The sequence below is a fragment of the Streptomyces griseus subsp. griseus genome (assembly GCF_003610995.1).
In the GTDB taxonomy this organism is placed as follows: domain Bacteria; phylum Actinomycetota; class Actinomycetes; order Streptomycetales; family Streptomycetaceae; genus Streptomyces.
Genome location: NZ_CP032543.1, coordinates 7,212,124 through 7,238,194, shown reverse-complemented (window position 1 = coordinate 7,238,194; position 26,071 = coordinate 7,212,124). Strand labels below are relative to the sequence as shown.

Annotated in this window: 20 protein-coding genes and 4 pseudogenes; 7 read left to right on the top strand and 17 right to left on the bottom strand. The window is 72.2% G+C overall.

Annotation, left to right across the window (positions count from 1 at the left end; genetic code table 11):
- A partial coding sequence (locus tag D6270_RS34120) for a serine hydrolase domain-containing protein (protein ID WP_225977015.1) occupies positions 1 to 853 on the top strand: 853 nt, incomplete at its 5' end.
- 21 nt (positions 854 to 874) lie between these two features.
- Here D6270_RS34120 and D6270_RS34115 read toward each other — a convergent pair.
- Positions 875 to 1,144 (bottom strand): hypothetical protein, encoded by a 270-nt coding sequence (locus tag D6270_RS34115; RefSeq protein ID WP_413251960.1) that lies wholly within the window; start codon positions 1,142 to 1,144, stop codon positions 875 to 877.
- A gap of 110 nt (positions 1,145 to 1,254) precedes the next feature.
- On the opposite strand from D6270_RS34115, the gene D6270_RS34110 reads away from it, so the two are divergent.
- Together D6270_RS34110 and D6270_RS33565 are read left to right on the top strand one after the other, a co-directional pair.
- Positions 1,255 to 1,575 (top strand): immune inhibitor A, encoded by a 321-nt coding sequence (locus D6270_RS34110; protein ID WP_225977103.1) that lies wholly within the window; start codon positions 1,255 to 1,257, stop codon positions 1,573 to 1,575.
- A gap of 841 nt (positions 1,576 to 2,416) precedes the next feature.
- The gene (locus D6270_RS33565) at positions 2,417 to 2,932 is read left to right on the top strand and encodes a GDSL-type esterase/lipase family protein (RefSeq protein WP_225977098.1); all 516 of its coding nucleotides are present in this window, start codon (positions 2,417 to 2,419) and stop codon (positions 2,930 to 2,932) included.
- A gap of 3 nt (positions 2,933 to 2,935) precedes the next feature.
- On the opposite strand, the pseudogene D6270_RS32385 reads toward D6270_RS33565, so the two are convergent.
- Together D6270_RS32385 and D6270_RS32380 are read right to left on the bottom strand one after the other, a co-directional pair.
- Positions 2,936 to 4,527 (bottom strand): annotated as a pseudogene (locus D6270_RS32385) (phytoene desaturase family protein).
- A gap of 156 nt (positions 4,528 to 4,683) precedes the next feature.
- Entirely contained in the window at positions 4,684 to 6,960 is a 2,277-nt protein-coding gene (locus D6270_RS32380) for a serine/threonine-protein kinase (protein ID WP_109167833.1), read from the bottom strand.
- Positions 6,961 to 7,547: 587 nt separating this feature from the next.
- Here D6270_RS32380 and D6270_RS33880 point away from each other — a divergent pair.
- Positions 7,548 to 7,844, top strand: a pseudogene (locus D6270_RS33880) (hypothetical protein); the annotation flags it as partial.
- Between the two features lie 348 nt (positions 7,845 to 8,192).
- Here D6270_RS33880 and D6270_RS32360 read toward each other — a convergent pair.
- From D6270_RS32360 to D6270_RS32335, 6 genes are all read right to left on the bottom strand, one after another.
- Entirely contained in the window at positions 8,193 to 10,586 is a 2,394-nt protein-coding gene (locus D6270_RS32360) for an ATP-binding cassette domain-containing protein (RefSeq protein ID WP_109167679.1), read from the bottom strand.
- Positions 10,587 to 10,717: 131 nt separating this feature from the next.
- Positions 10,718 to 11,134, bottom strand: coding sequence for a VOC family protein (locus D6270_RS32355; RefSeq protein ID WP_109167832.1), 417 nt, complete (start codon positions 11,132 to 11,134; stop codon positions 10,718 to 10,720).
- Between the two features lie 10 nt (positions 11,135 to 11,144).
- Positions 11,145 to 11,564: a helix-turn-helix transcriptional regulator gene (locus D6270_RS32350; RefSeq protein WP_109167678.1), complete on the bottom strand. Its 420-nt coding sequence runs from the start codon at positions 11,562 to 11,564 to the stop codon at positions 11,145 to 11,147.
- Between the two features lie 393 nt (positions 11,565 to 11,957).
- Positions 11,958 to 13,136, bottom strand: a complete 1,179-nt coding sequence (locus D6270_RS32345) for an acyl-CoA dehydrogenase family protein (protein ID WP_109167677.1) — start codon at positions 13,134 to 13,136, stop codon at positions 11,958 to 11,960.
- Between the two features lie 100 nt (positions 13,137 to 13,236).
- Complete coding sequence (locus D6270_RS32340; protein WP_109167676.1) at positions 13,237 to 14,391, bottom strand: methyltransferase; 1,155 nt, start codon at positions 14,389 to 14,391, stop codon at positions 13,237 to 13,239.
- A gap of 125 nt (positions 14,392 to 14,516) precedes the next feature.
- On the bottom strand, positions 14,517 to 14,729 hold the full coding sequence (locus tag D6270_RS32335; protein WP_109167675.1) for a hypothetical protein: 213 nt from the start codon (positions 14,727 to 14,729) through the stop codon (positions 14,517 to 14,519).
- 166 nt (positions 14,730 to 14,895) lie between these two features.
- Here D6270_RS32335 and D6270_RS32330 point away from each other — a divergent pair, with 166 nt between their 5' ends.
- Together D6270_RS32330 and D6270_RS32325 are read left to right on the top strand one after the other, a co-directional pair.
- A complete protein-coding gene (locus D6270_RS32330; protein ID WP_109167674.1) occupies positions 14,896 to 15,450 on the top strand; it encodes a GH25 family lysozyme in 555 nt (184 codons plus the stop codon).
- 207 nt (positions 15,451 to 15,657) lie between these two features.
- Entirely contained in the window at positions 15,658 to 16,479 is an 822-nt protein-coding gene (locus D6270_RS32325; RefSeq protein WP_109167673.1) for an endonuclease I family protein, read from the top strand.
- 13 nt (positions 16,480 to 16,492) lie between these two features.
- On the opposite strand, the gene glsA is transcribed toward D6270_RS32325, so the two are convergent.
- From glsA to D6270_RS33555, 8 genes and pseudogenes are all read right to left on the bottom strand, one after another.
- Positions 16,493 to 17,845 (bottom strand): glutaminase A, encoded by a 1,353-nt coding sequence (glsA, locus tag D6270_RS32320; protein ID WP_109167672.1) that lies wholly within the window; start codon positions 17,843 to 17,845, stop codon positions 16,493 to 16,495.
- Between the two features lie 12 nt (positions 17,846 to 17,857).
- Positions 17,858 to 18,442: a hypothetical protein gene (locus D6270_RS32315; RefSeq protein WP_109167671.1), complete on the bottom strand. Its 585-nt coding sequence runs from the start codon at positions 18,440 to 18,442 to the stop codon at positions 17,858 to 17,860.
- A 276-nt stretch (positions 18,443 to 18,718) separates the two neighbouring features.
- On the bottom strand, positions 18,719 to 19,804 hold the full coding sequence (locus D6270_RS32310; protein ID WP_225977014.1) for a LacI family DNA-binding transcriptional regulator: 1,086 nt from the start codon (positions 19,802 to 19,804) through the stop codon (positions 18,719 to 18,721).
- A gap of 148 nt (positions 19,805 to 19,952) precedes the next feature.
- Positions 19,953 to 20,843 carry an LLM class F420-dependent oxidoreductase gene (locus tag D6270_RS32305; protein ID WP_151414744.1) on the bottom strand — a complete coding sequence of 297 codons (891 nt, stop codon included), beginning with the start codon at positions 20,841 to 20,843 and terminating at the stop codon, positions 19,953 to 19,955.
- Positions 20,844 to 20,850: 7 nt separating this feature from the next.
- Complete coding sequence (locus D6270_RS32640; RefSeq protein WP_158650563.1) at positions 20,851 to 20,988, bottom strand: hypothetical protein; 138 nt, start codon at positions 20,986 to 20,988, stop codon at positions 20,851 to 20,853.
- 130 nt (positions 20,989 to 21,118) lie between these two features.
- A pseudogene (locus tag D6270_RS32300) lies at positions 21,119 to 23,238 on the bottom strand (glycoside hydrolase family 6 protein).
- Between the two features lie 287 nt (positions 23,239 to 23,525).
- Positions 23,526 to 24,982: pseudogene (locus tag D6270_RS32295) on the bottom strand (WGR domain-containing protein).
- Between the two features lie 152 nt (positions 24,983 to 25,134).
- Positions 25,135 to 25,290, bottom strand: coding sequence for a DUF6131 family protein (locus D6270_RS33555; RefSeq protein WP_199811442.1), 156 nt, complete (start codon positions 25,288 to 25,290; stop codon positions 25,135 to 25,137).
- A gap of 155 nt (positions 25,291 to 25,445) precedes the next feature.
- Between D6270_RS33555 and D6270_RS32290 the strand changes: the two genes are divergently transcribed.
- Positions 25,446 to 25,889, top strand: coding sequence for an SRPBCC family protein (locus D6270_RS32290; protein WP_109162185.1), 444 nt, complete (start codon positions 25,446 to 25,448; stop codon positions 25,887 to 25,889).
- Positions 25,890 to 26,071 lie beyond the last annotated feature (182 nt).

The following is a 26,071-nucleotide window of genomic DNA, read 5'->3' as shown; positions in this document are numbered from 1 at the left end:
CCTCGCCGACTCCCCAACCACCCCTGGTACGCGGGGGCGGTGCTGCTGGCCGGGCGGGGCGGCACGGTGGCGCTGCACCGGCCGATCGGCAAGGCGGTGCGGTACGCGGCGTACGACGAGGCGACGGACACCGGGGTGGAGTTCCCGGCGGAGCAGCAGATCGCGATGGCGAGGACACCGTCTTCGACCTGCCTCGATCTCCAAGCTGTTCACCTCGATCCTGGCCGTGCAGCGGATCGAGCGCGGCGCGCTGGAGCTGGAGGCCACCGTGGCCTCGTACCTCCCGGAGTTCGCGGGCGGCGGCAAGCAGGACATCACCGTCCGTCAGCTGCTCACGCACACCTCCGGCTTCCGGGCCTGGATCCCGCTCCACCAGGAGCCGACCCGGGAGGGGAAGCTCCGGATGCTCTGGGACGAGGTCCCGGCGAGCGCCCCCGGCAGCGCCTACCTCTACTCCGACCTCAACCTGATCTCGCTGCAACTGATCCTGGAGCGGATCACCGGCCGCACGCTGGATGTCCTGTCCACGACGAGATCACCGCTCCGCTCGGGATGCACCGCACGCGCTACAACCCGCCCGCCTCCTGGAAGCCGAAAATCGCGGCCACCGAGGACGCCCGGCCGCCGTGGTCCGGTCTGGACCGCGGCCTGGTCTGGGGCGAGGTGCACGACGAGAACGCCTACAGCTTCGACGGGGTGGCCGGCCACGCCGGGTGTTCTCCTGCGCCTGGGACCTGGCGGTCCTGGCCCGCGCCCTCCTCAACGGCGGCGTCTACGGCCACTCCCGCATCCTCTCCGAGGACTCCGTCGACCTCCTCTTCACCGACTTCAACACCGCGTTCCCGGGCGATGAACACGGCCTCGGCTTCGAGCTCTACCAGCACTGGTACATGGGCGCGATGGCCACCCCGCGTACGGCGGGCCACACCGGGTTCACCGGGACCAGCCTGGTACTCGACCCGTCGACCGACACGTTCCTGATCGTGCTGGGGAACTCGGTCCATCCCGTACGGAGCTGGCGCTCGGGCAGCGCGCCCCGGGTGGCGACGGCCAACCAGCTGGCCCGGGCGGTGCCGGTCCGGCCGGAGCGGGGACGTACGGCCTGGTTCTCCGGGATGGCGAGCGCGTCGACGGCCACGCTCACCCTGCCGTACTGCGCCTGGCCTCCGCACGCTCCCGGCTGGAGTGCGCCCTGTGGTGGGACACCGAACCCGGCGCCGACCGGCTGGCACTGGAGGCGTCGGTGGGCGGGGAGTGGCAGCCGGTGCCGTTCACCACCGTGGCCAGGGCCCCGGCCACCCCCGCCCGGGCCCGGGCCCGCGACGGCACCCGGAGGGGTGGGTCTCCGGCTGGTCGGGGCGGGTGTGGCACCGGCTGGAGGCGGACCTGTCGGCCTGGCGCGGCAAGGGCGTCCAGCTGCGGTGGCGCTACACCACGGACCAGCTGTACGTGGGGCGAGGCGCGTACGTGGACTCCCTGCGGGTACGGGACGGCGCCGCCACGGTCTTCGACTCCGGCCGGCCCCGGGACGCGGGGCGGATCGGGGCGGTGGGCTGGGTGCTGTCGGCCGACTGAGCGGCGGGGCGCGTGGTGAGCCCCCACGCTCCGGGCGCGGCCGTCATAATGGCGTCGCGCCCGGAGCGTGACGATGTCACCACCCGTTCATTGGGGGCTGTTGGCTGACACGGGCCGCGCACAGACCACTCCCCTCGGGCGACTCCAGGAGGCACCCCCATGAGCAGTGTCCGGCGCACCACCCCGTCCTGCCCGGCGCTCTCCGGTGACCGGCGGCCGGCTCCACCTGCCCGCGCGGCGGGGTCTGCTGTACGCGGCGGCGGCCGGGATCACGGCGGCCCTCACCGCCCCGGACGCCCAAGCGGCCACGCCCGCCGCCTCCCTCGGCCACCACCTGGACCGCTTCCTGGCGACCGCGCAGACCGCGCCCACCCCGGACGACCGCTCGCGTTCGCCGGTCTCACCGACGGGCTCTGCACCGCGCGGCTGCGGCTCTCGGCGGGCGGGCAGGTCAGACTCCGTTACGCCAACGCCTTCGGGACCGCGCCGGTGCTGGTGGGCCCGGTGACCGCCGACGGCCACCCGGTCACCTTCACCGGTCAGCGGCAGGGGTGGCTGGCGGCGGGTTCCTCACTCACCAGCGACCCGGTGGAAGGGCTCCAGGTGGAGGACGGTTCCCTGCTGACCGTCGAGACACGGCTCCCGGGCCCCACCGGTCCGCTCTCCTTCCACCGCAACACGCACGCCTGGCACACCGTCGACGGGGTCCGGACCCGGTCCGTCCTCCTCCTGACCGGGGTCGGGACGACCGGGCGCGCGGCCCGGTCCTCGCCGTGCTGGGCGACTCCATCGCCGAGGGCTCCGGCACCCCGACGACGCGGACCTCCGCTGGCCCGACCAGCTGGCCCGCAGGCTGCCCGGATCCGCCGTCGCCAACCTCGGCATCAGCGGCAACCGTCTGCTCCTGGACAGCGACCGCTTCGGGCCGGGCGGTCAGGCCCGCTTCGACCGGGACGTGCTGTCGCTGCCGGGGCTGCGGACGGTCCTGGTCCACCTGGGCGTCAACGACCTCCACCATGAGCCCAACGAGCGCGACCCGTCGCGGATGGTGGCCGGCTACCGCCAACTGGCCCTGCGCGCCCGCTCCGCCGGACTGCGGGTGGTGGGCGCCACCATCACGCCGTTCGAGGGGTGGACGCGCTGGACGCCTGAGCAGGACGCGGTGCGCCGGCAGGTCAACGAGGCCGTGCGCACCGGACGGATCTTCGACGCCGTCGCCGACTTCGACGCCGCGCTCCGCGATCCGGACCGGCCTTCGCGACTGCTGCCGGCGTACGACAGCGGCGACGGCCTGCACCCGGGGCCCGCGGGCCACACGGCGATCGCCGCCGCCGTGGAACGCCGGGACCTGCGGTAGGGGCTAGCCCAGGGCGGCCATCGCCGCGTTGTGGCCGGGTACCCCGCTGACCCCGCCGCCGCGCACCGCGCCCGCTCCGCAGAGCAGGACGTTGGCGTGAGCGGTCTCCACGCCCCACGGACCGGTGGTCCCGCTCTCGTACGGGAAGGAGAGGTCGCGGTGGAAGATGTGGCCGCCGGGCAGGCGCAGATCGCGTTCGAGGTCGAGGGGGTCCTGGCCTCGATGCAGGGTTCGCCGTTCTCATCGAGGGCCAGGCAGTCGTTGATCGGCTCCTCCAGGTGGGCGTCCAGTTCGGCGAGGGTCGCCTTCAGCAGGGCGGTCCGGGCGGCGTCGTTGTCGGCGGCGAAGAGCCGGGCCGGGGTGTGGAGGCCGAAGAGGGTGAGGGTCTGGTAGCCGCGCGCGGCTAGGCCGGGGCCGAGGATCGAGGGGTCGGTCAGCGAGTGGCAGTAGATCTCGGACGGCGGTGCGGCGGGCAGCCGTCCGGCGGCAGCGTCCCGGTAGGCGTCGGCCAGCTGCCCGTATCCCTCGGCGATGTGGAACGTTCCGGCGAAGGCCTGGCGGGGGTCGACGGTCCGGTCACGGAGTCTTGGCAGCCGGGTGAGCAGCATGTTCACCTTGAGCTGGGCGCCCTCGGAGGGCGGTGGCGGGGTCTCCCCGAGGAGGGCGGCGAGGGCCTGCGGTGAGGCGTTGACGAGCACCCGGCGGGCGGCGACGACGTGTTCGCCGTCCGGTGTGCGGACGGTGACCTCGGCGTGTGTGCCGTCGGTCTCGATCCGGGTCGCCTCGTGCCGTACGCGGATCTCGGCGCCCGCCGTACGGGCGGCACGGGCAAGGGCGTCGGTCAGGGCTCCCATACCGCCGACGGGGACGTCCCAGTCACCGGTTCCGCCGCCGATCACGTGGTAGAGGAAGCACCGGTTCTGGAGCAGTGAGGCGTCGTGGGCGTCGGCGAAGGTGCCGATCAGGGCGTCGGTCAGGACCACGCCGCGTACCAGGTCGTCGGTGAAGTTGCGTTCGACGGCCACCCCGATGGGCTCCTCGAACAGGGTTCGCCAGGCTTCGGTGTCGTCGATACGGGCCCTCAGCGCGTCGCGGGCGGGCAGCGGTTCGGTGAGGGTCGGGAAGACCCGTTCGGCGACGCGCCGCGTCATCGCGTAGAAGCGCTGCCACGCCTCGTACTCCCGCTCGCCCCCGGTCAGCGCGGCGAACGACTCCCGCGTACGGTCGCCGCCGACGAGGAGCCCGGTGGGGCGTCCGTCGCGCAGCGCGGGGGTGTACGAGGACACGGTCCGCTTGCGTACGGCGAAGTCGAGGCCGAGGTCGCGGACGATCTTCTGCGGCAGCAGCGAGACCAGGTAGGAGTAGCGCGAGAGGCGGGCGTCGACCCCGGCGAAGGGGCGGGTGGAGACGGCCGCTCCCCCGGTGGTGTCCAGGCGTTCCAGGACGAGGACGGACTGTCCGGCGCGGGCGAGATAGGCGGCGGCGACCAGACCGTTGTGGCCGCCGCCCACGATCACGGCGTCGTAGCGGTCCCGGGAGGGCGCGCCGGGCCGGCGGGTAGGCGTCGGGGATGCGGACGGCTCGGGTGCGGGCATGCACCTTCGTAACATGCGGGGCGGCGTCCCGGCCAGGGGGCTCGGGGTCGTTGCAGCAGGTCCGGTGCGCTTCCGCCGGGAAGCTCGGGACCGTTCCCGCCGGCCGGGCGCGTCCTTCCGCCGCGGGTTCGGGCCGACCCGCCGGACGGTCCCCGCTCAGTGCGGCGGCAGCGCGTTCTGGGCCCGGTGCGCGGCGAGGGTGCGGTACAGCTCGGCGGCCTCGTCCTTGCGCCCGAGCCGGTCCAGGCAGTGTGCCTCGTCGCTGCGGGCGGCCAGGGTCTCCGGGTGGTCGGGGCCCAGTGCCCGGCCCCGTGCCTCGGTGACCTGGCGGTAGGCGGTGAGGGCGTCGGACCACCGGCCGAGCCAGCCGAGGGCCACCGCGACCTCGCGGCAGCTGATCACGGTGTCCGGGTGGTCCGGGCCGAGCGTGCTTCCCCGCAGCGCGCACACCTCGCGCGCCTCGGCGAGCGCCTCCTCCCAGCGGCCCATCCGGCCCAGGTTGACGCCCAGGCCGTGGCGGGCGCGGAGCGTCTCGGCGTCGGAGGGGCCGCCCACCCGCGTACGGTCGGCGACCAGCGCCCGGTAGAGCTCCAGGGCCTCCGCGCTGCGGCCGAGCCGGCCGAGGCCGATGCCCGCCTCGTAGCGGGCGGCGAGGGTGTCGGGGTGGTCGGGGCCGAGGGTGGCGGCACGGGCGCGGGCCACGTCCTGGTAGGTCTCCAGCGCTTCCGCCCAGCGGCCCAGCCGGCCCAGGGTGTAGGCGACCTCGTACCGGGTGGCGAGGGTGTCGGGGTGGGTCGCGCCGAGCAGCCGGGCCCGGTCCTCGGCCACCTGGCGGGCCAGCTGCCACGACTCCTCGGGGCGTCCGAGACGGCTGAGGTTGAACGCCAGGTTGTGGCGGCAGTGCAGGGTGTCGGGGTGGTCGGGGCCCATGGAACGTTCGCGGCCGGCGAGGACCGCGGCGTACACCTGGTGTGCTTCGAAGTAGCGGCCGAGCTGTCCGAGGACGTACGCGGTCTCCTGCCGGGCGGCGAGAGTCTGCGGGTCGTCGGGGCCCAGGGTGCGTTCCCGGGCGGCGGCGACCTGGCCGAACTCGCGCAGCGCGTCGGCGGCCCGGCCGGTGCGGCTGAGGGTGAAGCCGATCTCGTACCGGCTGGCGAGGGTGTCCGGGTGGTCGGGCCCGAGGACGCTCTCGCGCTGTGCGGCGACCGCGCGGTGCACCTCGCCCGCCTCCTCCCAGCGGCCCAGCCGCCCCAGGTCGATGCCCGAGCTGTGGCGGCCGGCGAGCGCGGCGAGCAGTTCGGGGGCGGGGGCGGGCGGGACGCGGGTGGAGCCGTCGGTGCCGGGCGGCGGGGTGGCGGCGGTGCTCGTCGCGGTGGTCCACCGGCTGGTCAGTCCGGCGGCGGGACCGGGTGGGCCGGCCTCCCGGCTCAGGGAACCGGTCGCCTTGTGTCCGGGGGTCATGTCCCGGGCCCAGGGGGGCAGTTCGGGTTCCGCGCGGTGGGGGTCCTGGTGCGGGGCGGTGGTGGGCGCGGCCTGGTACGGGGCGGTCGGCGGGTGGACGGCCCCGGGTCCGGTCTGTCCGCCGGTGCGGCCGAGCAGGATGCGGCGGCGGAGGTCGCTCGCGTCGGCGGGCCGCTCGTCGGGGGCCTTGGCCAGCAGGTCCAGGACGACGCGGTCGAAGAAGCCGGGGAGTTCGGCACGGTGGGTGCGCGGCGGCTCGGGCTGGGTGTCGCGGTGTCCGACGAGGATGGACCAGGGGTCCTCCAGGTCGAACGGCGGTACGCCGGTGGCGATCTCGTACAGCACACAGCCCAGCGAGTAGAGGTCGCTGCGGTGGTCGACCTCCTTCCCGCCGATCTGCTCGGGCGACATGTAGTGCGGGGTGCCCATGGCGATGCCGGTGGTGGTGAGCCGGGAGGTGACGCCGATGTCGCGGCCGAGGCGCGCTATGCCGAAGTCACAGATCTTCACCGTGCCGTCGCTCAGCCGCATGATGTTGGCGGGCTTCAGATCGCGGTGGACGATGCCCTGCCGGTGGGTGTAGCCGAGCGCGTCGGCGACCTGTTCGGCGATGTCGACGACGTGGTCGACGGGGAGCGGACGCTGCTGGTTCCCCTCCAGCAGCTGGCTCAGGTTGTGCCCGTCCAGCAGCTCCATGACGAGGTAGAGGACGCCTTCGTGTTCGCCGAAGTCGTGGACGACGGTGACGCCCCGGTGCTGGAGGGAGGCGGCGACCCGGGCCTCGCGGCGGAACCGTTCGCGCAGGACGCGGGTGAACGCCTGGTCGTGCTGGGGGCCCATGGGCTTGAGGCATTTGACGGCGACCAGGCGGCCCAGCGACTCGTCGCGGGCCCGCCACACCTCGCCCATGCCACCGCGCCCGATCAGCTCGAGCAGCCGGTACCGGCTCTGGATCAGCCTGGTGTCCGCCATCTGCCGTTTCCCGCCCCCGTCGTTCCCCGCCACCACCGCTGCGCCCTCCCCGGCCCGTCCAGTATGGCGGCCTCCTGGCGGAGGCGGTACGCGGCTGGGCCGGGTACCCGGGCGGCGCCGGGGCGCGTAACAAGATCGGAAACAATGGTGCGACGCTCCGCCCTTCCGTGGCAAAGGGCCGTCGCGGCACGGTGGAGCGAACGGAGAGCGGGGAGATCATGCCCGGATGGGGGCTGCTGGTGGAGCGGAACCTGGGGCTCGGCGGCCGGCGCCGGGTCTGGTCGGCCGGCGTCATGGACCATGTGGACGGCACGCGCGAGGAGACGCTGGAAGCGCTGCGGCAGCGGGCCGAGGGGTACGAGCCGGTGCATCCGGCCGGTCCGAAGCGGCGGCGGCTCTACCGGGAGCGCGACGGGTTCGTGCTGGTCCTGGACGGGGCCCGGCGGGTGATGCGGGCCGGGGCGGTCGGGCCGACGAGTCCGAGGCGGCCGCCCGGTCCGTGGTAGCCGCCGGGGACGGACCCGGGGTCGGCCGCCGCGTACAGCAGCGCTTCCGCGCCCTGCTCGGGGAGTTGGGAGGGCAGCACGGTGAAGGAGTTGAGCGGAGAGCGCTTGGGCTTGTCGCGCCCCAGGCTCGCGCCCGCCGTCTGGAGGCTGGTGCGGGTGTGGCCGGGGTGGGCGCCGGCAGCCGGCCGGGTGGCCGCCGTCCTGGCGGACTCGCTCGCCGCCCGGCCGGTGCTCTGCGACCTGATCAGCGCCCAGGCGGCGGAGCTGGAGCGGAACGTGTCGGCGGAGGAGGCGGCCCAGGACGAGCGCGCGGCCCTCGCGCACGCGACGGAGCCGGGGCGCCTCATCGGGGAGTACGTACCCGAGCTGGACGACCACCGTGCGGGCCGTGTGGCGGCCGGAACGCTGCTGGTGGCGGGGCGATCTGGACCCATGACCAGCCGTCGGCGGCGGTGTCGGCCGCCTATGAGGCCGACCCGCAACTGGCGGCACTACGGCTGGACTTCACGGCCGCGCCGCGCGAGATGGTGCAGGTGCTGCTGGCGCGGGGGTGAGCGGGGGGCACGGGGCCGGGGAGAACCTCGCCCGGGCACGGCCCACGGGGCTGGGGAACAACCGCTCCCCCAGCCCCGTACGACGCATCAGGTACGACGCACGGCAGGCAGGGCGTACGACGCTCCCCCATCAGCCCTCACGCACGCCGCGAGGTGCCCCCATGAGCGCCCGTCAGCGCCCCACGTACGCCGCGAGGTGCTCGCCCGTGAGGGTGGAGCGGTCGGCGACCAGGTCGGCCGGGGTGCCCTCGAAGACGATCCGGCCGCCCTCATGACCCGCGCCGGGGCCGAGGTCGATGATCCAGTCGGCATGCGCCATGACCGCCTGGTGGTGCTCGATGACGATCACCGACTTCCCGGACTCCACCAGGCGGTCCAGCAGCCCGAGCAGCTGCTCCACGTCGGCCAGATGCAGACCGGTGGTCGGCTCGTCGAGGACGTACACACCGCCCTTCTCGCCCATGTGGGTGGCCAGCTTCAGCCGCTGGCGCTCGCCGCCGGAGAGCGTGGTGAGCGGCTGGCCGAGGCGGAGGTAGCCGAGGCCGACGTCGGAGAGGCGGGTCAGGATCTTGTGCGCGGCGGGGGTGCGGGCCTCCCCCTCGGCGAAGAACGTCTCGGCCTCGTCCACCGACATCGCGAGCACCTCGCTGATGTCGCGGCCGCCGAGGTGGTGGTCGAGCACCGAGGCCTCGAACCGCTTGCCCTCGCACTCCTCGCAGACCGTGGCGATGCCCGCCATCATCGCCAGGTCGGTGTAGATGACGCCGGCGCCCTTGCAGGTGGGGCAGGCACCTTCGGAGTTGGCGCTGAACAGGGCGGGCTTCACGCCGTTGGCCTTGGCGAACGCCTTGCGGATGGGTTCGAGGAGCCCGGTGTACGTGGCCGGGTTGCTGCGCCGGGAGCCGCGGATCGCGGTCTGGTCGACGGAGACGACGTCCTCGCCCGCCGGGATCGACCCGTGGATGAGCGAGCTCTTGCCGGAGCCCGCGACCCCGGTGACCACGCAGAGCACCCCGAGCGGGATGTCGACGTCGACATCCCGCAGGTTGTGTGCGCAGGCGCCGCGGATCTCCAGGGTGCCGGAGGGCGTGCGGACCTTCTCCTTGAGGACGGCCCGGTCGTCGAGGTGGCGGCCGGTGAGGGTGCCGCCGGCCCGCAGCCCCTCCACCGTGCCCTCGAAGCAGACGGTGCCGCCCGCGCTCCCGGCGCCGGGGCCGAGGTCGACGACATGGTCGGCGATGGCGATGGCCTCCGGCTTGTGCTCCACGACGAGTACGGTGTTGCCCTTGTCGCGCAGCCGCAGCAGCAGGTCGTTCATCCGCTGGATGTCGTGCGGGTGCAGACCGATGGTGGGCTCGTCGAAGACGTACGTGACATCGGTGAGCGAGGAGCCGAGGTGGCGGATCATCTTGACGCGCTGTGCCTCGCCGCCCGACAGCGTGCCCGAGGGCCGGTCGAGGGAGAGGTAGCCGAGGCCGATCTCCACGAACGATTCGAGGGTCCCGAGCAGCGCGGCGAGCAGCGGTGCCACCGAGGGCTCGTCCAGCTCACGCACCCAGTCGGCCAGATCGCTGATCTGCATCGCGCAGGCGTCGGCGATGTTGATCTTCCCGATCTTCGAGGACCGGGCACCCTCGCTGAGCCGGGTGCCCTCGCACTCGGGACAGGTGGTGAAGGTGACGGCGCGCTCCACGAAGGCGCGGATGTGCGGCTGCATCGCCTCCTTGTCCTTGGAGAGGAACGACTTCTGGATCTTGGGGATGAGTCCCTCGAAGGTGAGGTTGACGCCCTCGACCTTCACCTTGGTGGGCTCCCGGTGGAGGAAGTCCCGCATCTCCTTCTTGGTGTACTCGCGGATCGGCTTGTCCGGGTCGAGGAACCCCGACTCGGCGTAGGTCCGCACGGTCCACCAGCTGTCCGACTTCCAGCCCGGGATGGTGAACGCGCCCTCGGCGATCGACTTCGTGTCGTCGTACAGCTGGGTGAGGTCGATGTCGGAGACCGTGCCGCGGCCCTCGCAGCGGACGCACATGCCGCCGGTACGGGTGAAGGTCTGCTTCTCCGTCCTCGTCCCGGCACCGCGCTGGACCGTGATCGCACCGCTCGCCTTCACCGAGGCAACGTTGAAGGAGAACGCGTTGGGCGAGCCGATGTGGGGCTTGCCGAGCCGGCTGAAGAGGATGCGGAGCATCGCGTTGGCGTCGGTGGCCGTGCCGACGGTGGAGCGGGGGTCTGCGCCCAGCCGCTGCTGGTCGACGATGATCGCCGTCGTCAGACCTTCGAGTACGTCGACCTCGGGGCGGGCCTGCGTCGGCATGAAGCCCTGGACGAAGGCGCTGTAGGTCTCGTTGATCAGCCGCTGCGACTCCGCGGCGATCGTGTTGAACACCAGGGAACTCTTGCCGGAGCCGGAGACCCCGGTGAACACCGTCAGCCGGCGCTTCGGGATCTCGATGTCGACATCCCTGAGGTTGTTCTCGCGCGCCCCGTGCACGCGGATCACTTCATGGCTGTCGGCGACCGGCTGCGCGGACGACCGCGATCCGGTTCTCTCGGCCTTGCTCATCGTCTCTCCATCTGTAGCGCGGGGCCGCCGCCCACGGCGGCCCCGGCTTGCTCTCGCTCACTTTCGAACAGCGCGTTCTATTCTCGCCGACCCGGTCCCGTCCGGCAGCGGAACCGGCCCACCGACGGGCTTCAGCTCCTGCGCGGCTGGTTGAAGCGCAGCATGTTGCCGGCCGGGTCGCGGAAGGCGCAGTCGCGGACCCCGTACGGCTGGTCGATCGGCTCCTGGAGCACCTCACCGCCCGCGGCACGGATGCGTTCGAAGGTGGCGTCGACGTCGTCGGTGGAGAAGATGACGCCGCGCAGCAGGCCCTTGGCCAGCAGCTCGGCCATGGCCTGCCGGTCGGCGGCCGGGGCGTTGGGGTCGGCGAGCGGCGGTTCGAGGACGATCTCCACGTCCGGCTGCGCCGGGGAGCCGACCGTCACCCAGCGCATCCCCTCGAACCCGACGTCGTTGCGTACCTCCAGGCCGAGAACGTCCCGGTAGAAGGTGAGCGCCTTGTCGTGGTCGTCGACGGCGATGAAGGTCTGTGCGAGCTTGATTTCCATGTGCTTCACGCTACGGACGGGGCGGGGGTTTCGCTTCTCCATTCCTGACCGGTCGCGTGTGGATCTTGGCGACGCAGGCCGGGATGGCGGCACCGTCCTCGTGCGACCGCGCCCGGTAGGCACTGGGGCTCACGCCGACCAGCTCGGTGAAGCGGGAGCTGAAGGACCCCAGCGACGTACATCCGACCGCGAAGCAGACCTCGGTCACCGACAGGTCCCCGCGGCGCAGCAGCGCCTTGGCCCGTTCGATCCGCCGGGTCATGAGATAGCTGTACGGGCTCTCGCCGTACGCGGCCCGGAAACTGCGGGAGAAATGCCCCGGCGACATGAGCGCACCCCGCGCCAGCGCCGGTACGTCCAGCGGCTCCGCGTACTCACGGTCCATCCGGTCACGGGCCCGGCGCAGCCGGACGAGGTCCTCCAGCGTCACCCGGCCATCGTCCCACGGGGGCGAGTCGCGCGAGGGGCGCGAGCCGGCCACCGGACCTCAGTTGACGCCCCTGAGGTAGATGCGACTGGTGCTGTCGTCCAGCCGGTGCACCGCGATCCTCAGAGCGTTCGGATCCCCGTCGCAGACATTGCAGACGCGCCCCTCCAGGACGTCGGACAGCGCCTCGGGCTCCGTGAGCTTGAGGCGGGAGAAGGGAGCCGTGGGAGTGACGGGATCGGGCCGGGGCGCGTCACGCTGTCTGAGCTGCCTCTCGGGCCCGAGCTGAGGGAAGCTGTCGCCGCCAACGCTCCAGTCACAGATCGCGGATCTCCGGCCCGGACCGTCACCCGGCTTGAAATCTCCGTCCGGGCCGGTTCTCCGCGCCGCAGGCCCTCACCGCCGCACCCGAGGCATCCCCAGCCCGATCCAGGAGATGATCTCGCGCTGGATCTCGTTGTTGCCGCCGCCGAAGGTGAAGATCACCGCCGACCGGTAGCCGCGTTCCAGTTCGCCGTGGAGTACCGCGCCGGCCGAGCCCTCCTTCAGGGGACCCGCCGAGCCGACGATCTCCATCAGCCAGGCGTAGGCGTCGCGGCGGGCCTCGGAGCCGTAGACCTTGACGGCCGAGGCGTCCTGGGGGGTGAGGGTGGCGTTCTGGAGGGCGGAGACCATCTGCCAGTTGAGCAGTTTCATCGCGTCCAGGCGGGTGTGGGTGCGGGCCAGGCGGGTGCGGACCCAGGGGAGGTCGATGACGCGGCGGCCGTCGGTGAGCTTGGCTTCGGCGGCCCAGCGCTGGACGTCGTGCAGGGCGCGGACCGCCATGGTGCCGTGGGCGGCGAGGGTGACGCGTTCGTGGTTGAGCTGGTTGGTGATGAGCCGCCAGCCCTTGTTCTCCTCGCCCACGCGGTGGGTGAGGGGGACGGTGACGTTCTCGTAGTAGCTGGCCGTCGTGTCGTGCGAGGCGAGCGTGTTGATCAGGGTGCAGGAGTAGCCGGGGTCGCTGGTGGGGACCAGGAGCATGGTGATGCCCTTGTGCGGCGGGGCGTCGGGGTCGGTGCGGACGGCGAGCCAGACCCAGTCGGCGGTGTCGCCGTTGGTGGTCCAGATCTTCTGGCCGTTCACGATGTACGCGTCCCCCTCGCGGACCGCGCGGGTCCTGAGGGCGGCGAGGTCGGTGCCGGCGTCCGGTTCGCTGTAGCCGATCGCGAAGTCGATCTCCCCGGCGAGGATCTTCGGGAGGAAGTACGCCTTCTGCTCGCCGGTGCCGAACTGCATGATCGTGGGTCCGACCGTGTTCAGCGCCATCAGCGGCAGCGGTACGCCCGCCTGGGCCGCCTCGTCGAAGAAGATGAACTGTTCCATCGGGGTCAGCCCCCGGCCGCCGTACTCCTCGGGCCAGCCCACACCCAGCCAGCCGTCGGTGCCGAGCCGGCGGATCGTCTCGCGGTAGAAGCGCTTCTGGGCGGCGGGTTCCGCGTAGCGGCTGTAGGCGTTGTCGGGGACCAGACCGGCGAAGTACGTACGCAGTTCGGTGCGCAACTGCTCTTGCTCAGGTGTGTATTCGAGGTGCACGGCCCCTCCAGAGTCTCGCGGCTGCGTCGCCCGTGTGCGGCGGCGCACACAGTAGAACGTGTTGCAAGAATCTGGAAGGGCCGTCACGCGCCGTTCGGTGTCAGCGCTTCACCGCGCGCAGGACCACGAACTTCGCGTCGCCCGCGACCGTGGTGCAGTTGCCGAAGATCCGGCGCAGATGGGTGTGGTACGAGAGGTGCCGGTTGCCGACCACCCAGAGTTCGCCGCCCTGCCGCAGCGCGGTGCGCGCGCTGACGAACATCGTGCGGGCGGTGGCGTCGGTCGTCGCCATGTGGGAGTGGAACGGCGGGTTGTTCAGCACCAGGTCCATGGTGCCCGGGGCGATGTCCGAGAGTCCGTCGCCCACCAGGAAGTCCGCCTTCGCGCCCTCCGGCGCGCCCAGGCGGAACGTCTCTTCGGCGGAGGCGACGGCCCCGTACGACTCGTCGACGAACGTGATGTGCGCGTCGGGGTTGGCGAGCGCCGCGGAGAGGCCGAGGACGCCGTTGCCGCAGCCCAGGTCCGCGACCTCGACGGATCCGCCGCGGGTGGGCAGGTGTTTCAGGAAGAAGCGGGTGCCGACGTCCAGGCGCTCGGCGCAGAAGATCCCGGCGTGGTTGACGGTGGTGCGGCCCGAGGCGGGTCCCACGTCGCCGGGCAGCTCGTACCGGTACGGCCAGGGGCTCGGTGTACGCGGCAGCTCCAGGTCCGGGGTGCTGAAGATCAGCCGCGCCTTGCGGACCGCGAGGGAGGTGCGGGTCGGTCCGACGATCCGCTCGAAGAGCTTGAGGGTCGAGGTGTGGATCTCCTTGACCATGCCGGTGCCGATGACGACCGTGCCGGCGTGGAGCGCGGGGGCGATCCGCTGGAGCTGGTCCTCCAGGAACGCCAGGGACTTGGGCACCCGGACCAGCAGTACGTCGATCCGGTCCGGCGGGGTGTCGCGCGAGGACAGCAGCGTCACGGCCTCCGGGTCCAGGCCGTTGCGCTCCAGGTTGGCCTGGGTGGCGCGCCGGGCGAGGTAGGAGTCGCTGATCTGGACGGGCCGGTGGGCGGCCAGCGCGGTGGCCAGGGCACCCCACCGGTCCCCCACGACGGCGACCGTGCCCGTGAGGTCGACGGGGCCCGTCCCGGGATCCGTCAGCTGGCGGAGCAGGTATTCGTCGGCGGCGTCCCAGGCCCGGAAGGGGTCGCTGGGGTGCTCGGGGAAGCGGGCGAGCTCGAAAGTGCCCTGTGAGGTCGTCAAACGGTTCATATGTCACTCAGGCTAACCGAGGAACCGGGGGCGCCCCACACGCTCCCCGGCCCCTCGGTCGTATCGCCCTGCCTGCCGCACCGCCGGACCGCTCCCGCCCGGTCCACGGTCGGGCCGGGGCTCCGTCAGGGCAGCTGTCGGTCGAGGGCGGAGCGCCCCTCGTCAGCCAGCTTGCGCCGCGCCCATTCCAGGTTCTCCGGGGTCAGGTCACGCCCGGAGGCCAGCACCACGTCCTCCGCGCTCGGTGTGTCGCTCGCACCCGTGTGCAGAAGCCGGTCGGGGGTGACACCCGACGCCTCGGGCACAGCCGCGGATACGGATTCGGGGTCTTCGCTCATGCCGCCTCCTCCTCGTCCTTGCGGCAATTCTCGCGCCACGCGGGCCGGGGCGCATCCGAGGAGGCCGGAAACCGGTGGGCCACCCGGGAGAGTGAACCGGTCATTGGGCCGCACGAGGAGTGGGCAGAAGCGGAATGTCGGTTCTCACCTCTTGAGGCGGTGCCCAATGCTCCACGGCGTCGACGTCAGCGCCTATCAGCCCTCCTACGACACGGAGGGCCTCGATTTCGTCTTCATCAAGTCCACCGAGGGCCGCAGCTATGTCAATCCACGTCTGGACGCCCAGGTGAAGCGGGCCCGGGACGCCGAGTGCGTCGTCGGCTTCTACCACTTCCTCTGGCCGGGGGAGATCAAGGACCAGGTGGCGTACTTCCTGAACAAGACCCCGGAGAAGGAGGGCGATCTGCTCGCCGTCGACTGGGAGCAGACCGGCGGCGGGACGCGCGCGAGCAGCGCGGAGAAGGACCGCTTCATCCGTGAGGTGAAGCGGGAGCGGCCCGGCCACCGGGTCCTCCTGTACTGCAACCGGGCCTTCTGGCGCACCCATGACACCAGCGACTACGCGGGCGACGGGCTGTGGATCGCGGATTACGTCTCCGCCGGCAAGCCGCGCATCGAGGCGTCCTGGCGCATCCATCAGTACACCGACGACCCCCTCGACAAGAACGTCGCCGACTTCGACTCGGTGCGGGCCCTGCGCGACTGGGCCTCCGCCGGATAACGGCCTTCCGGGCCCCCTGGGACAGGGACGTTCCAGGGGCCCGACCAGGCCCAATCTTGACCTGCACATGATAGGTACACAGCGTTCACACGCGGGCCACGGTGCGTGTGGAAGGCTCCCGCGTACCAGACATCGCACGGCCACCCCGACGAGCGCCCCGACCCGGGGCCGGCGTCGTGGTGGCCGCGTTCCGAGAGGACACCCCACATGTCCCGTCGCTCTCCGCTCTACGCGCGTCCACTGCTGGCCACCGCGGCCGCCGTCGCCCTCCTCGCGGGCACCGCGGCAGCCGCGCCCGCCGCCGACACCCCGCCCGACCGCCCCGCCACCCTCGCCGCAGCACTCGACGACACGTACTACCAGGACGCCCTCGGCAAGACCGGCACCGAGCTCAAGGCCGCCCTGCACACGATCATCAGCGACCAGACCAAGCTCTCCTACAGCCAGGTGTGGGACGCGCTCAAGGCCACCGACGAGGACCCCGCCAACTCCTCCAACGTGATCCTCCTCTACACCGGCCGCTCCCAGTCCAAGAACGACAACGGCGGCAACGCCGACCAGTGGAACCGTGAGCACGTCTGGGCCAAGTCGCACGGCGACTTCGGTACGGCCACCGGCCCGGGCACCGACATCCACCATCTGCGGCCCGAGGACGTCTCGGTCAACTCCGCCCGGGGCAACAAGGACTTCGACAACGGCGGCAGCGAACTGGGAGAGGCCCCCGGCAACTTCACCGACGGCGACTCGTTCGAACCGCGTGACGCGGTCAAGGGCGACGTCGCGCGCATGATCCTCTACATGGCCGTGCGCTACGAGGGCAACGACTCCTTCGCCGACCTCGAACCCAACGACCAGGTCGGCAACGGCTCCGCCCCGAAGATGGGCAAGCTGTCCGTGCTGAAGCAGTGGAGCCAGGAGGACCCGCCGGACGCCTTCGAGAAGCGGCGTAACGACGTCATATTCGAGCAGTTCCAGCACAACCGGAACCCGTTCATCGACCACCCCGAGTGGGTCGGGGCCATCTGGTAGCCCCGGCCCCGGATCACTCCTCGCCGGCCAGGGCCTTCGCGCTGCCTTCCACCGCCGCCTCACGGGTCGCATAGCGCGGCAGGTCCTGGCCGATGCCCTCCCGGACGACGTCCGGGGGGCCCAGCAGATCACGCGGGTCGACGACCGCCGCGCGCCGGCCGTCGGCGGAGAGCCGGCCGAGACCGATGTGCAGCATCCCCAGGGCCACCGAGTCCACGGCGGTCACGTCGTGCAGGTCCAGCACGACCGAACCCTTCCCGTCGACCCCGGACTCGTCCAGCGCGTACAGCACGCGTTCGGCCGCCGTGAAGTCGATGGCCCCCTGTGCGGCGACCACTCCGACCTTCTCGTGCAGGACCCTCTCGTGCTCGGCCGAGGGCGCGGAAGGCAGGTCGTCCGCGGTGGTGACGAGGCTGACCGTGGAGCCGGGCAGCGCGGGGTTGAGCATCAGGTGGAGCCCGTACCGCTCCGAGAGCGCCCTGAGCGCCGCCTGGCCGCGTACCGAGTTGCCGGTGGTGTCCAGCGGCGGGCTGTAGGTGGCGAGCCCGAAGCGGGCGGGGCCGACCGCGATGAGGCCGCCGGAGACCCCGCTCTTGGCGGGCAGCCCGATCCGCAGGAGCCACTCCCCCGAGCCGTCGTACATGCCGCAGGTGGCCATGACGGCGAGCACCCGGGCGGCGACCTCCGCGGAGACGACCTGGTCGCGGGTGACCGGGTTGACCCCGCCGTACGCGAGCGTCGCGGCCATCGTCGCGAGGTCGAGGGCGGTGACACGTACCGCGCACTGCCGGAAGTAGCGGTCCACCGCGAGGACCGGGTCGACGGGCATGGTGCCGGTGGCGCGGATCAGGTACGCCAGCGCCCGGTTGCGGTCACCGGTCATGGACTCCGAGGTGAACACCTCCTCGTCCACGTCCAGTTCGCGCCCGGCGAACCGGCCGAGGCAGTGCAGGATGCGTTCGAAGGCGGGTTCGCCGGGGGTGTCGGGGATCAGGGCGGTGGTGACGATGGCCCCGGCGTTGACCATCGCGTTGGCGGGCCGGCCGGTGCCGGGCTCCAGACTGATGGCGTTGAACGCGTCGCCGCTCGGCTCGGCCCCCACCCACCGGCTCACCTCGTCCAGACCGAGGACGGAGAGCGCGAGGGCGTAGATGAACGGTTTGGAGACGGACTGGAGGGTGAAGGGGACCTCGGCCTCGCCCGCGCTGTAACGGTGGCCGTCCATGCTGACCAGGGCCAGTCCGAAGGCGTCCGGGTCGGCGAGGCCCAGCTGCGGGATGTAGTCGGCGGGCCGGCCGCCGGGCAGGTCGGCGAATTCGGCGCGCATCCTGTTGAGCGAGTCGGTCACCGCGTCGGCGGCACTCATCCGCGCCGCCCCTCAGCCGCGCTCGGCCTGGGCGACCCGCGGGAAGGTCTTCACCCCGGCGGCCTTGCGGCTGTTGGCCTGGACGTCGACCGTACGGCCCGGCGGGGCGTCCTCCTCCCCGACGACCACCGTGTCGAGGACCTTGTCCTGCGCGTCCACGAACTCCACCTTCACCGCGTAGAAGGCGGGTGCGTCCGTGGGGTTGGTGATCCGGACGCGGGCGCTGCGGACCTCTTCCGACGCGGCGACGGGCAGCCCGCTCACCGAGACGTCGGCGACCGCGTTGCCCCGGCCCTCGACGCCTTCGAGCCGCTTGGCGGCCTCCTGCCGGACGCGTTCGGTCTCGGCGGAGACGGAGGCGGCGAAACTCTGCTGGGTGCGCGGGCTCCGCTCCTGGGACGGCGACCCCGTCGGCTCGGAGGGCGCGGACGGCGACTCCGCGTGCTCGGAGTGCTCCGGCGTCAGCGTCCGCACGGAACGGGAGGTGCCCTCGCTCGTGGTGTCGGAGCCGCAGGCCGCCGTGGTGGCGGCCAGCAGGGCGGCGGCCACGGCGGGGACCAGGACCCGGGCCCTGCGCGGGGAGGGGTTCGCTTTCACGGACGGTCCGTCCAATCGGGGGATGAGGAGAGGGCGAGCGAGAAGGAGGAGGCCGCGAGCGTGGACGTCGCGCGCACCTCCCACAGCCGATGATCACCAACTCGCCCATACTAGGATCAAAAGGTATGAATTGACTCGTCGAAGCCGCCCACGATGAGGACGTCGGTCTCGGTGGGGGTACCGATGGGGGTGGGCATAGGGCGCTGACTCCTTGCGGTGGGTGTACGGGTTGTACGTGCGGTGGTGTACGGGGGTGGGGCGCGGGGCCGGTGGGGCTCAGCCGGTCCGGCCCGGCGGCGGGCCCGCTGTACTTCCGGCGCGGAAGCCGCAGGCCACGAGAGGTTCGGTGTGCTCCTGGCCGGAGAGCTGGGCGGTCAGCATGCGGACGGCGGCGGCGCCCAGGTCGGCCCGGGGGATGTCGAAGCCGGTCGGCGGGCGAGCGGTGGCCAGGTCGGCGGGCGGCGAGCCGAGCAGCGCCAGCGACAGGTCGCCGGGCGCGGTGAGTCCGGCGGCGGCGACGGCCTCGTGCAGGGCCCGCCAGGCGGCGCCGGTGTCGGTCTCCTCGGCGACGAACGCGGTGACGCCCTCGGCCAGTCGGTCGCGCACCCACGCCGGGGTGATGTCGTGCGCGGGGTGCGCGGTGCGTACGACGGCCGCGGGGCCGGCCTCGGCGCCCGGGCCGGCGCACGCGGCGAGTGCGGTGCGGAAGCCGTGCTCGCGGTCGGTGGAGGCGGGGGCGTCGTCGTCCTCGCGGACCAGGACGATGCGCCGGTGGCCGAGGCCCGCGAGGTGGCGGACGACCTCGGCGCTGGCGGCGACATAGTCGGCGCCGACCCAGGCGAGCCCTTCCAGCTCGTCGCGGCGGCCGATGTGCACGGCCGGGTAGCCGTCCGCGACGAGCTGGCGCAGCTGGTCGTCCGGGACATGGCGGCCGAGGAAGAGGCAGCCGTCCGCGAGCCGTACCCGGTTCAGCGCGCCGGGGTCGCCGGCCTGAGCACCGCCCGGGCTGGAGCCGGTGAAGAGGACCAGGTCGTAGCCCTGGGCTGCGGCCTCCTGCTCCACCCCGACGAGGATCGGGTAGTACGAGTGCTCCACGGCGGTCGGGAAGGTGGCGGTGAAGCTGAAGACGCCCAGGAGGTTGTTCCGGGCAGCGGCGAGGCGGCGGGCGGCCGGGTCGGGGACGTAACCGAGGTCGCGGGCGGCGGCGAGCACCCGGGCCCGGGTGTCCTCGTGCAGCGCGATGCCCTGCTTGTTGCCGCCGAGCACCAGCGACACCGTCGTCTGCGACACCCCCGCGAGCCGGGCCACCTCGGCCTGGCGCGGCCGACCGCGCCGCTGCCGGGTGGGTCCCTTTTCCGCCATGCCGGACTCCCTCGACTAATGCGCATTAGTCACCGGCTGCGGGAAGTTCCAGCGGCGCTAATGCGGATTAGCCAGCACTTTGCCGCCGGTCGACGGGAGGGGTCAAGAGGGGTCGAACGACTAATAAACGACTAATATTCGGCGGTCTCTACAGCTCGTCACCGAACGCTTCCGCGAGTTCCCGCCACTGGGCCCGGGGCAGCCCGGCGCCGCCCTCCTCGGCGGTGAGCACCTGGAGTGCCACATGGTCGGCGCCCGCGTCGAGGTACTGCCCGGTCCGGGCCTTCACCTGCTCGGCGTCGCCCAGTGCGAAGAGGGCGTCGAGGAGGCGGACGCTGCCGCCGTCCTCGAAGTCGCTCTCCGCGAACCCCAGCCGCAACAGGTTGGCGGTGTAGTTGGGGAGCTGGAGGTACATCTCCAGCATGTTCCGTGCGGTGGTGCGGGCCCGGTCGGGATCGGTGTCGAGGACGGCCGTCAGCTCGGGGGCCAGCAGGGCGTCGGGGCCGAGCGCCTCGCGGGCCTCCGCCGTGTGCTCGGTGGTGACGAGATACGGGTGTGCGCCCAGCGCCCGGTCGGCCGCGAGCTTCAGCATCTTCGGGCCGAGCGCGGCCAGGACCCGCTCGCCGGGCTCCACGGAGGGGTGCGCCGCGTCGAGGGCGTCGAGGTAGGTGACCATCGCGCTGTACGGCTTCGCGTACTGCGGCACCATCGGGCCGTGGCTGACGCCGAGGCCGAGGACGAAGCGCCCGCGTGCGGCCTCCTCGACGGTGGCGATCCGGGCGGCGACCTCCTCCGCGGTGTGGCTCCAGATGTTCAGGATGCCGGTGGCCACCGTCACCGTACGCGTGGCGGCGACGATGGCGGCGGCGTCGTCCGGTGAGGGGCTGCCGCCGATCCAGAGGGTGCCGTACCCCAGCTCTTCGAGTTCGGCGACCGCCTCCGCGATCGCCTTCCTCCCCGCGTCGTCCGTCCGCGACCCGTGCAGGGCACCGCTCCAGATGCCGACCCGTCCGAATGCCTCGTGCGTCAAGGAAGTCATGGTGTGATCAACCGTCACCCGGTCCGGGTATTCCCGGTGGTGCGCCCCGCTCACCCGTACGGCGCAGCGTGAGGTGGAGGGCCGAGCTGCCGATGAACAGCCCTTGGTCCAGGTGCAGTCGGCGGTGGAGCACGGGGAGGGCCACCCGTACACGGTAGGCGGGTTCTCCGGCTCGGGAGGGGCGAACGGCGATGCACTCGTGTGAACAGAACCGGCTGCCCCTCCCCCGCCGTGCGTCGGGAGAGGGGCAGAGGGAGAGGCGTCGGCCGGTGGGGTCAGGGGGCGGTGCCCCAGGCGAGGGTGGAGCCGACGTAGACGCCGATCCTCGGGGCGTCGGCGAAGGCGGTGTTGGTGGCGCGGCTGTAGTCGTCGGCCTCCTGGAAGGCCGACCAGTCGCTCTTGTTGATCCGCAGCTGGATCTCCCCGGTCGAGGCGCCGGCCGCCAGGGTTCCGCTGCCGAAGCCGGTCTCCAGGTAGTGGCTGGCGCCGGGAGCCGGCGGGCTCGCCGGTCGTACGCCGTGGGTGACGTTGCCGCAGCCCACCACCGCGTAGTCGCAGGCGGTGGAGAAGGTGCTCGCGCCGGCTTCGGGGGTGAACCAGTAGCGGGCCGTCACCGTGGCCAGGTTCACCGCGCTCGTCCCGGTGTTGACCACCTGGAGGGACATCCGGATCTGGTTGTCGGTCGGGGAGGAATCGGTGTTGCGGTACTGGACCTTGAGGGCGCCCGTACCGGTGGAGCCGCCCGCCTCGGTGGTGACCGGCAGGGCCGCGGAGGCCGCCGATACGTTACCCGCCGCGTCCTTGGCCCGGACCGTGTAGCTGTAGGCGGTGGACGCGCTCAGGCCGGTGTCGGTGAAGGTCGTCGACGCGGTGGAGCCGACGAGCGCGCCGCCACGCAGGATGTCGTACCCGGTGACCGCCTTGTTGTCCGTGGATGCCGTCCAGGCCAGGGTGACGCTGCTGCTGGTCCTGGCCGTGGCCCGCAGGCCCGTGGGCACGGTCGGCGCCTGGGTGTCCTCCCCGCCTCCGGTGCCGCCGCCGAGCGGCGGGTTGGCGTTGCGCAGGAGCTCCTGGAACTGGCTGGAGAACCAGTGCCCGGCCACCGGGGAGTCGGGCAGGGCGCCCGTCAGGTTGAAGCCGTTGCGGCCGTTGCCGGTGTACGTGGGGTCGCACATCCGGTCGAAGCCCTTGCCCTCGTCGTTGTCGATGGGCTTGCTGCTGCCGTCGGACTCACCCGGGGGCTTGGCCCAGACGTAGGCGTCGATCCCGGGCTCGGGGGCGGCCGTCGGTCGCTCGCCGACCCCCGCGCCCTTCTGGTTGCACCAGTTGCCCGCGTGGATGCGCCGGTCGGTGCGGCTGCCGTCGACGTAGGCGTCGACGCTGGTCTGCGGCCCGGGACCGGTGGGCCGGGAGGGCCCGCCCAGCCACTGCGGGCGGTGTCGATGAGCATCCCGATGCCGGAGGCGAACCCCTGGCGGACCAGCTCGGTGCGCAGGGCCTGGGCGAACGAGAGCTCGTCCACGTAGTAGTTCCAGTCGACCCAGGAGGACTGGCGCACCGTGGTGCCGTTCACGGAGTCGGTCACCTTGAAGTGGGGCTCCTTGAGCACCGAGTAGTTCGCCGTGTTCACGATGAAGCCGTGCACGTCGGAGACGGAGGCGCCTTCGAGCGTGGCCGCCTTCTTGAACTGCTGGGCCGCCGGTGTGAAGTTGGTGTCCCAGCCGAGCCAGCCGTGGTGGGCCGCGTCGACGTAGTTGTAGACGTTGGGGAGGGCGCCGAGCTTGTGGAGGGCGTACCCGATGCCCTTCTCGTAGTTCCCGTTCGCCTTCATCGTGGCGCACTCGGGCGTCGAGCCTTCCGTGCCGCCCGCGTTGGTGACCAGGTTGGGCAGGGAGTCGGGTTCGATGAGGGTGACGATCCGCAGGTTCGCGTAGGCGGGGTCGCCGAGGACGGCGGCGATCGGGTCGATGTAGTCGCTCTTGTAGCGGCCGAGCTCGGTGGGGCCGAGCTCGCCGTTGGAGGCGAGTGCGGAGCAGTCCCGGCCGGGGAGGTTGTAGATGACGACCTGGAAGAGGTCGGCTCCCTGGGCCACCGCCGTGTCGAGGTGGGCGCGCAGGCTTCGCGCGCCGGGTGTGCCGCCGATCGCGGCGATGCGGTCCATCCAGACGAACGACGGCTCGTCGGCGATGACGCCGCCGCCCGGCTCGGCGGCGGCCTTGGCCGACCAGTCGGGGTTCACGTAGGGGGTGGCGCCGACGTAAGGGTTGTCGACGCGGGCGGCGGCCGTCGCCTGGCCGGGTGCGGCGATCGCCAGGGACGCGCCCATGACCAGGGCGGACAGTGCGGCGACCGCTCGTCTGCGCGGTACGTGCGGGGTGGTGCCTCTGATTCTCATTGCGGCTCCGTGTCCTCTCGTTCGTCCGCCACGGCCTGACGTGGCGGACGGGCTCAGGGGTACGTGGTGCTCAGGAGGTGAGGCGTGCGGGGTGGTGCGGAATGAACTGTGGGAGCGCTCCCAAAGTGGCGTGACTGCCGGTACATGTCAAGGATCCCGGCGCAATCACCTTGCGCTGGAGGGACTTTGACCGAATGGAAGCGCTCCCATACCGCAGTGGAGACGCTCCTCGCCTGGGTCCTGCCGGACGGGTGGGCCGGGCTGTCGGCCCACCCGTCCGGCCCGGCTCACTGCAACCGCCGGATGTCACCCCGGACCCGGTAGAAGCCGCCGGCCGCCGCGTGCAGGGCGTCCACCACGTACCGCGCGCCGGGCTGCCGTATCGCACGGGGGAACTGGACGTTCCAGGAGGTGTCGTAGCCCCGGAGACCACGTGCACGCGGAGGCGGCCGCCGGTGTCCTGGACGCACTCGACGACGACCGATCCGGCGGGGGCGTGGGCCACGGTGGTGACCGCGGCGGCGGCCGTCGCGGGCGCGTAGGTCGGCAGCGCGGCGGCCAGCTTCACATCCCGGGGAGCGGGCACCGTGCCCTGCTGGGCCGCGGAGATGGCCGCCTCGCTCGCGTCGACGCAGACCAGCGAACCGTCGGTCGTCACCAGGTACAGCCGTCCCTCGCGGTACTGCATGGACAGCGCCGACCCGCCGCCCGTGCCGAGCTTCCACAGGCGGGTGCCGTCCTGGTCGAAGCAGTACACGGACGAGGAGGCGTCGCCCGCGAAGACGAACCGCCCGCCGGGCGAGGTCGCGCACGAGTAGACCGCGCTGTCGCAGGCATACGTGGCCTCGATCGCGCCGGTCGCCTTCGCCAGCCGCTGGACCGCCCGGTGCGCCGTCCCCGCGTACACCGCGTCGTCCTCCTGCCAGCCGAACAGGACACCGCCCCGGGTGGCCGTGTGCCACAACTCGCCGCCGCCGTCCGGGGCGTAGGCGGTGACGCCCCGGTGGTGGCCGTGGTAGACCGCCCGGTCGTCGGCGCGGACCATCCAGGCGTGCTCGCCCTGGCTGCGGCGCGACCACTGGTGCTCGTCCTCGTGGTCGATGACGGTCAGCCGGCCCTCGCGGTCCGACACGTTCAGCAGGCCCTCGTGGATGTCCAGCCAGAAGATGTCGACGTCCGCCGCGATGTCGTACGCCGCGAACGGCAGCTTGGAGGAGAGGTCGTAGACCCGGCCGTCGTCACACCCCGCGTAGATCCAGAAGTCGTCGGCGACCAGGCACTTCACCCCGTCGGGGAGGCTGAAGCGGGCCAGGACGCCGCCCTCGTGGTCCAGGGTGTAGACATCGCCCGCCTGGTTGCCCACCCAGCACTGCTCGTCGTCGACGTGGATGCCGAAGGCGGAGGAGCCGGTGCGGAAGCGCCAGAGCACGGGAGCGACGGCGCGCGCGGTGGAGGGCGCCGAGGCCACCTGGCGGCGGGTCACCGACCGGGGTGCGCGCTGCCCGGGGACGGCCGGGGCGTAGCCCTTACGGACCTTCTCCCCCACCTTCTTCGCCGCCGCGGCCTGCGCCTTGGCGAGCGTGGCGAACGTGGAGGTCTGGGTCTGCCCGGCGGCACCGATCCGCCCGTAGCGCACCGTCACCACCAGTCCGTCGACGGTCACCTCGTAGAACTTGTGCGCACCGGCGCCTTCCTGTGACAGCTCCAGATACGTCGTCGTCGGCACGGTGGACGCGGCAGACATGGCAGACCCCTCCCCAGGGCGGATCCGCGGCCGTTCCGGCGGATCTCACTGATCACACCGTAGAAGAGGGCACTGACAACGCGCCTTCGCCGCCGCTCCCCTGCGGGAGCGGCGGCGAAGGCCGGCGGTGTGCGGGCTCCACGCCCGGCGGGCTACCAGTAGTGGCGCCGACCGCCCACCGCGCGGCCCGTCGCTCCCAGGACCCAGAGCACCAGACCGATGGCCACCAGAACGATGCCGATGGTCCAGAGGATGGAAATGCCGGCGATCAGGCCGATCACCAGCAGAATGACACCGAGGACAATCATGGAGCCCTCCAAACAATGCCGACTACCTTCGAGTATGCGCCTCATAAACGTTTTCCGTCGGCCAAGGGTTTTCGTCGGCCGGCTCCGCGTGGGCCCACCGGATCCGGGTACCAGAGAGCCCAAGCCATACCCGAGGGAAAGCAAGGTGGTCGTGCATGTCCTCCTCCATCGTCGAGACCGTCGACATCCAGGCTCCGGTCGCCGTCACCTGGGCGCTGTGGAGCGATGTCACCCAGTGGCCGAAGTTCCTGAGCCACGTGCAGCGGGTCGATCCGCTGGACGAGCGGCGTTTCGCCTGGCAGCTGTCGCTGCCCGGGGCGGAGAAGGGGTTCGTCGCGGAGCTGACGGAGGTCGTGCCCGAGGACCGCATCGCCTGGAAGACGACCGAGGGTGTCCATCACGCCGGGGTGGTCACATTCCACCGGCTCGACGACCGCTCCAGCCGGGTCGCGCTCCAGATCGAATACGACCCCCAGGGATTCCTGGAACGCCTCGGCGCGCTCACCAATCTGGATTCGGTGCTCGCCAACTACGACCTCGGGGAATTCCAGAAACTGGCCGAGCTGACTGCGTCCGGCGGGGATCCCGGCACCCGCTGACCGCGCCGCCGCGCACCTCGGTATCGGGCGCCCGGGCCCCTGTGCCGCACCCCACTCGCACTTCCAGGTGCAATCCGGCGCGCAGCGGGTACGAGTCCCCCTGACCCGAGTTCATGCAGGCGCCCCCCCCCTCCTGCCTGCACGAACCGCCGAGGCCCCACCGGTCCACCGACCGGTGGGGC